This window comes from bacterium (genome assembly GCA_040755795.1).
Classification (GTDB): domain Bacteria; phylum UBA9089; class CG2-30-40-21; order CG2-30-40-21; family SBAY01; genus JBFLXS01.
This window is the reverse complement of the sequence record JBFLXS010000179.1, coordinates 1-7676: the sequence shown is the minus strand read 5'-3', so window position 1 is coordinate 7676 and position 7676 is coordinate 1. Positions and strand designations below refer to the sequence as shown.

Annotated in this window: 4 protein-coding genes; 1 reads left to right on the top strand and 3 read right to left on the bottom strand. The window is 37.9% G+C overall.

Going from position 1 to position 7676, the window contains the following annotated elements; genetic code table 11:
- From AB1414_11910 to AB1414_11900, 3 genes are all read right to left on the bottom strand, one after another.
- On the bottom strand, window positions 1–4430 hold a 4430-nt coding region (locus AB1414_11910; protein MEW6608130.1), incomplete at its 3' end, for an Ig-like domain-containing protein.
- Window positions 4431–4467: 37 nt separating this feature from the next.
- The gene (locus tag AB1414_11905; GenBank protein ID MEW6608129.1) at window positions 4468–6480 is read right to left on the bottom strand and encodes a HEAT repeat domain-containing protein; all 2013 of its coding nucleotides are present in this window, start codon (window positions 6478–6480) and stop codon (window positions 4468–4470) included.
- Window positions 6481–6729: 249 nt separating this feature from the next.
- On the bottom strand, window positions 6730–7290 hold the full coding sequence (locus AB1414_11900; protein ID MEW6608128.1) for a hypothetical protein: 561 nt from the start codon (window positions 7288–7290) through the stop codon (window positions 6730–6732).
- Window positions 7291–7561: 271 nt separating this feature from the next.
- Between AB1414_11900 and AB1414_11895 the strand changes: the two genes are divergently transcribed.
- The coding region (locus AB1414_11895; GenBank protein MEW6608127.1) for an IS630 family transposase at window positions 7562–7676 on the top strand (115 nt) is incomplete at its 3' end.

Genomic DNA, 7676 nt, shown 5'->3' with positions numbered 1-7676 from the left:
ACACTTATCACTGTCCCAATAGTGCCTTGCTGTGGACTAACTAAAGTTATCCGACCAAGCATCCTGAACCAGCTGTATGCCACACAATCTTTGCCTTTGGCACTAACGGTGATTGTGCCACATCCCGCTTGGGTATCCGCAGTAAATACTGCCCAGAACCTACCGGCATTATCACTCCAGGTTACTGTTATCGTCGGATTAGTTCCAAAATCTATCTCTATCCGCTCTTTTGCCGCAAATCCATCACCACCAACAGCTACTATTGTCCCAACTGTACCTTGCTGTGGACTAACCAGGGTTATTCGTCCAAGCATCCTGAACCAGCTGTATGCCACACAATCTTTGCCTTTGGCACTGACGGTGATTGTGCCACAACCCGGTTGGGTATCTGCAGTAAATACTGCCCAGAACCTACCGGCATTATCACTCCAGGTTACTGTTATCGTCGGATTAGTTCCAAAATCTATCTCTATCCGCTCTTTTGCCGCAAATCCATCACCACTAACACTTATCACTGTCCCAATAGTGCCTTGCTGTGGACTAACTAAAGTTATCCGACCAAGCATTCTGAACCAATCGGACACAACGCAATCCTTACTTCTAGCCACTACCGTAATGCTTCCGCAGCCTGCTTGAGTATCTACCACAAAACTTGCATTAAATTGCCCTAATCCGTCAGTTGTAGTCACCACGATTGATGCTGTTATCCCAAAATCTATCGCCACTACTTCATTTACAGGGAAGTCAACACCGGTAACACTCACTCCTATCCCTACTGTTCCTGCTGTAGGCTGAATAAATATCCTCGGATTGGTTGTTGGTGTGCCAACAAATACACTCTGAGAACCAATAATTTGTGGATTATCTACATCTGTGGCAAAGACTGTCTGAGAACCTGATGTCTTTAATACTACTCCATCTACAAATGTCCGCACGCCATAATCTGAGGCAGTAAATGTATAGGTTTGAGGCAAAATTGATAGTGGGTCAGTAGAAGTAAAGTAAACATCACCTGTATAGCCAATGACTAAATTACAATTTGCATCATGAACGACTACAGAAACATTTGAAGTCCCTCCTTCTTCTATCGGGTCAAGGATATCTACTACATGGAAATGGTCAGGGACTATGCCTTTTGGTGCGACCTGAATTCCTCCATGCGATGCCGCAGGTATATTTATCCCCTCACCACTTAATGAGATGCTTATTGTATAACTTCCAGGCTCATTAAATGTTATACCATTTTCAAATATATGGACACAACTACCATCTTCAAAGGTATAGTCAGGTGGTAATGTAATACTACTTTTATTTTTACCACTACCTTGTGCCTCAAAGTGTACCGTAATCGGTGTATATTTTAGATCTAATGTCTTTGTCCGATTTATCTGGTCATATTCTATCCAGTAGGCACCAGTATAAATACTTCCCTCTTTATCATAAATACCTACTATTACATCTGAAGGTATTCCCTGGGTATTGGGGTCATTTATCACAGTTATCCCTGCTTGTTTGGACAGATGAATTTCAAAATTACCTGTTGGCGAGTAAAGGTCAATTAAGGCATTTTGTAAATTACCAGGTAAATACTCATCTTCTACCCGAACTCGCCAGTAGTAAATTCCATCTTCAAGGTTTATATCTGTGAGGTGATAATTTTCCTCAGTGATTTGGTGTTTGCTAAATAATATATTTTCAAATGTAGTATCTGTGGCTATTTCTAAGGTATAGGTAACCGCGATAGTATTATCTAAAATACCATTTCTATCCCAGAATAATCTGGGATTTGGGGTATTGGTCGATGTAGCAAATTCAATTTTTGGTTTCAGCCCATGCATCAACCAGAATTGTTCTGGCATGGGAATATAGCTTTGAGTCCCTAATTCCCGCCAGAAATCCTGAACATTGGAGCCGGGGTGTGCTGGTATGATGATATTATTGTATATTGCCTTCCAGATATGATATGGGTCTTTCATCTTCCATAACGCGGCGGCTACTGCTGCTCCATTATCCAAACCTTGAGTCTCAGAGCCTAATGACTCTAAATTATAGGTATTAGTAATTCCTGTATCTACATCCCTTACTTCAATAGTCGCAGTCCCTCTTGATACACAGGAATAATAGAAAGAGAAACCATTTAACCATGCTTGAAATACATCCGTTCGTGTGCCAAATTTCGGTCTTAATCTAAGTTGAAAATCATAAAAATTCTCACCCCAACGCTTTATTAATAAATTACCAAATGCAGATAATATTTTATCATCACTCCATTCGTCCTTTTTAATACCGTTGACTAATATCTTCCATATACCTTTTGTATTCGTGCCGTAGCAGGTAATACCTTCTGGAGAATAGTTGATATTCTCCCACCATGATGCTTCATCTACTACCTTCATCCCGGGATACAAATTAGCCATATAGTCAAAGCCACCAGAATTAAGTGCACCAAATATAGATAAGGCACCAGTTCGATTATAATATACCTTACTCCACCAGGGAATAGTAACTACCTCATCATAATTAATAGTTACAGTGCCATTAACCGGGACATACACATCTGAGCCTTCTGGTTTATGAATATCGAACAGCCAGGAGGCAAATTTATGAAATTCCCATTTGTCTGGTTTTGTAGTAACATAGATACTTGGACTTGTAAACCGCGTATCAGTCTTAAAAGCTGAATTCTCGGTGGTGAGTGAAGAGTTGAGTAATTCTCTGGTTGAAGAATCGTTTGGCGTAGGTGAAGGAGTCATCCAATCTGTCCGAAAACCCCAGGATTCATAAAATACTCTAAATCGCTGATTTTCAATGGCACCACCCGGCCAATTAAACCGCACCTTACCATCTTCTTCTACCCCTTGGTATTTCCCGGTACCAATGATATAATCTTCCTGTTCTGTTCCTATTAGCCAGTATGATACCATGACACGAGTCCCAGCAGGGACGGGATGTTCATTTCCATATTCATCGGTATAGGTTACTGGTACTTCGACAACTTTACCTGGAATTAATTCGTCAGTGGTAGTAAATGAGAAGGAATAATCTGAATCCATCGGATTACCCGCAGAATCCTTTACCCCTAATTCACCACTTTTAACTAAAACAGTATAGTTTGTATAAATATCTAACGGTTTATCCGGTATAAAGAATGCGGTTCTGAGGTCTTCAGCATAAGTTACCGAGCCAACAATAGCACTATTATTTACCAGGATTGTATCCGAATTAATCGTTTCAGTTGCCATTTCTTCAGAAAAAGTAACTCTGATCTTTTTACCTAGATATATCTTCGTAGCCCCATTTGAAGGAGTGGTGGTGGCTACCTGTGGGGGTTCATTGTCGATGATAACTTCAAATGGGTCTTCTACATGGTAGGGTGAATCAAACCAGAAATTTTTGCACTCCTGTGTCTTATTACCTGCCCTATCATATGCTACTACATGCAGGTTGTAAGGTAATACTCCTTCTCCTGGTGTATTCCAATCACATTCATAAACCCGACCTATATCTGCATCAGGCTTGTCCTCTGTTTTGATATGAATTAAGTCAGGAAGAGGAAGAGTATTTGCTCGGGCATAGAACTCGACTTTATCTACACCTGACCCGAATTCTGTATCTGTAACCATGGTCTTTATTTTAACCATTCCTTTTACTCTATCTCTCTCTTTAATTTCTTTTCCATCCTTTTCTACCTTAAAATTAATTATCTTTGGTGGATGGGATGTTGCTTTAGTCATTTTCTTCATCAATCCGACTGGGTAAAATTTAGGTAATTTACCTTTGGCTAAAAATACAAATTGTGGTATTTCTGTGATTTTAACTTTAGGGGCACAATCTTTTTCATCTTCTTCATTAAAAAACCCATCAGGTTTAATAACTTGTTCATAACAATACTCAACAATCCCATCACAACTGAAAGCTCTATCTTTAACCTCCTTGTGGTTTGGGTCTTTAATTGCTGGCCATTTTCGTGTCCAGGGAAATGGTGCTGTAGCTTTGGCATCCCGCTGCTTAAAGGCACAGGTGACTATTCTTTTACGCTGATCTTCTGTTAGACCACCACTCTTATTATATGCCCCCGAATAAAACTGATTACTAAAGGAATCAGTAAGTTTGCTAATTTGTACCTTTACTCCCTTTAGTGTGTATATTGCCTCAATGGTAGCAAATTCCATGTTAGAATTAACAAGGTCAGCCTTCTCAGGATCCCATGCCTCACTTCCATCCCTCGTGCTACTGCAGTAATAGAGCCCCGCATGTCCTAACCTTGCTATTCCAGGAGGTAACGGAATCCCCCAGAAGTTTATCTGACCAAACAAAGCATCTCCTATCTCACATCCAGGTAACATCCTTCCCGCACCATACACAGTACTTAAACTCACACCTGTAACCAATAATTCCATTACCACCATTAAAAATAATCTTTTAAACATGTTGATAACCTCCTCCTTTTAGGTAAAGACTAATATTTTAGTTACCTTTTAATTTTTTTAATTCCTTTACTACCCAATCCTTGTGATAATCCCATGTTCCTTCCTTTAATGCCTTTTCTACATATGGGATTGCCTTTTTATCCCCTATTTTACATAGGGCAAAAGAACAACCATATGTTACCATTTCATCCTTATCCTTTATTGCATCATCCAATACTTCTATTAACAAATCAACCGTCTTTTTATCTCCAATGTCACCTAATGCAAGTGCTAATTCTCCTTTAATCATCTTATTTCTTGGCTCAAATAATGCCTTTTCTAAAAATCTAATTACTCTTTCATCTTTAAACTTACTTAAGGAAAAAATAGCTATGCATTGTCTTGTTCCCCAATCATCTTCTTTCTTAAAAGCCTCTATCAATGGTTCCACAGCCCTTTTATCACCTATTTTTGCTAATGCTCTTGCTGCGTCATCTACGATTAATCCATTTTCATCCTTCAACGTCTCTATCAGTGGTTCGACCGCTTTTTTCGCCTTTATCTCTCCTAACATCTCAATAGCAAATATATTCCTATGACCTGGTATTATACCCTTAAATCCTTCAACCTCTAATGAACCTCCAGTGGCTGCCTCTATTAATGCATCCACTATTCTCTCTTTTTCATTCTCGTCTGTAATATGATCATATACATTTGCCAAAGCTCCTGGAACTCTTGCTTTGACATCTCCAGATTCATGATTCTTTAAAGTATCTATTAATATATCTCTTGCTCTTTTACTAAATACACCCCCCCCTCCCAACGCACTCACAGCACTTCTTTGAATCGAATTGTTCTTATCATATAATTTATCCTTTATTGCATCTATTGCCTCTTCTATTAATCTTTTATCCTCTGAGTTTTCTAATAAATTTCCTAATGAATACAATACACTATCACAGAAATTCTCCCTCATCTGCTCTTTTTGATTAGACTTTTCATCATCTAAAGGGATAGAAGGCTCACATTCGATAGTTCTCAATACCCTTACCAGAGGTTCAATAGCCTTATCTCCTCCTGCAATTAACCCCTTTGCTGCTCCCAATCTTATCCACATATTTTCCCTCTTATTCTCTAATATCTTCCCTAAAACTTGAGCTACATTGTTGCTGTATTCAGTATGAGTATTGTGTCTAAGAAAATATCCTTCTTTATCCCTGATTTCTACCAACCTTTCAAGTAAGCTCCCTAAATAGAATCTTGTCTTCCAATTTCTCCTCTTAGCAAATTCTCTTACTACGATAGGAATAGCAGGACCCCCAATCTCTTCTATATCTTGCCCGTAAAACCCTGCTATCCCTACGGCTAAATATATATTAGGCATAAACATACATACCAAATTTATCTCTTTAATAAGTCTTTTTACTTTCTTCTCAATCTCCTTATCAGAAAGTTTAGCTTTAGGAAGTTTTATCCCAAAATCTTCCTGAAGTGTATCGGTTACACCTTTTTGCAATAGTATATCCTCTTTTGGGTCATTTGCTATCTCTATTAAGAGGTTAGTTATTTCATCATCTTTTATATTTAGATCCTCTATTAACACGGATATAAAGACACTTCTAACTATCCAGTTTTTTTTCTTATCCTTAATAGCATTTAATAATATTGGTCTACATATCTCCTTATCTATTTCTTTTAATTCTTTTACTAATTTCACTTTTTCCTTCACTTTCTCTTCTTTAAGTATCATCTCTAAAAAATTCACATATAACTTCTCTATCCTATTAATAATCTCTAATGCTCTCTTTTCTATTTTCTTTTTTTCTTTTTGAGAAAGTGTAGATTCAGTCTCATTAATTTCCTTTTTAGATTGTATTTTAGGTTGCTCTTTAGCCTCTACTTTTTGTTCTTTACTTTTATCTATTAGCTCTAAGCCCGTAGTTTTTTCTTCTTTGTTCTTAGCAGCCTCTTGCTCTTTGCTTTGCTGTCCACAGCTAAAAAGCATACAGACCAACAATACCAATAATCCACTAAAGACTAAATACAACCGCTTACTGATTACTAATTCCATGATATTACTATTATACTCCTTCATTTTAGACAAGTCAACAAAAAAAATTCCCATTTTTGTAATCGGTCAGTTATTGGTAGGCGAAAGGCACAAAGATTAAATTTCTATCCAAGTCGCAAAGGACGCAAAGGAATAAATTATAATCTTTGCGAACTTTGCGTCTTTGCGAGAGAAAATTTCTATTTAGTTTTTACCACCGATAAGTGAGGGATTACCCATTTTTCCCTCTTTTTCCCATTTTCCCTTATTTTACAGTACCTCATAACAATACTCAACAATCCCATCACAACTGAAAGCTCTCTCTTTAACCTCCTTGTGGTTTGGGTCTTTAATTGCTGGCCATCTCCTTGTCTCTGGAAATGGCGGTATGCCGATAGCTTTAAGCTGATTAAAGGCACGGGTGATAATATCTATCCGGTCACCGGCCTTCAAACCACCATTATTATATGCTCCTTCATAATTCCTGCCACCGAAGGAATCACTGAATTTGCAAATCTGTACTCTTGCTCCCTCTGTTATTGTGAATACAGCCTCAATAGTAGCAAATTCCATATTAGAATTAACAAGGTCTCCTTTATCAGGATTCCATGCCTCCTCTCCTTTCCGAGTACTACTACAGTAATACACACCTGCATGTCCAAATCTTGCAATCCAATCAGGGAACTGAATTCCCCAGAACTGCATCCTGGCAAACACAGCGTCTCCTACCTCACATCCAGGCAAGATTCTCTTTTCTTCTTCACTAAAAACCAAACTACTTGTTGAAATCAATATCCCCATTACTCCAATTAAAAACATTCTTTTAAACATAATACATCCCTTCTTATAAAATTTAATACTGGTAATCTTTTCCAGTAAGTATTTTATACTGTAGTGCTTTTAAATGTAGTGCAATATCCTTTTTAATATCTTCATTTTTGGGGTCAGATAATGCTTCTTCTAATGGTCTAACTGCTCTTTTATCGCCTAATTTAGCTAGTGCTCTGTCGCCAATGATTTGATTAAGATTTTGGTCATTCTTGCCGATAATAATAATATAAACTCTTGAGGCAAGGAGGAACCAAAATGAAAAAAAAAGTATATAGTTGAATTAACGGACGAAGAACGACAAATGTTGCAGAAACTAATTTCTTCAGGAAAGGGGGCAGCTCGAAAAATAGCCCACGCTCGAATATTACTAAAGGCTGACAGCAGTG

What these genes read in the sequence shown, in the direction of transcription:
- AB1414_11905 (MEW6608129.1), bottom strand. Translation starts at nt 6,480, where the DNA reads ATGGAATTAGTAATCAGTAAGCGGTTGTATTTAGTCTTTAGTGGATTA.
- AB1414_11900 (MEW6608128.1), bottom strand. Translation starts at nt 7,290, where the DNA reads ATGTTTAAAAGAATGTTTTTAATTGGAGTAATGGGGATATTGATTTCA.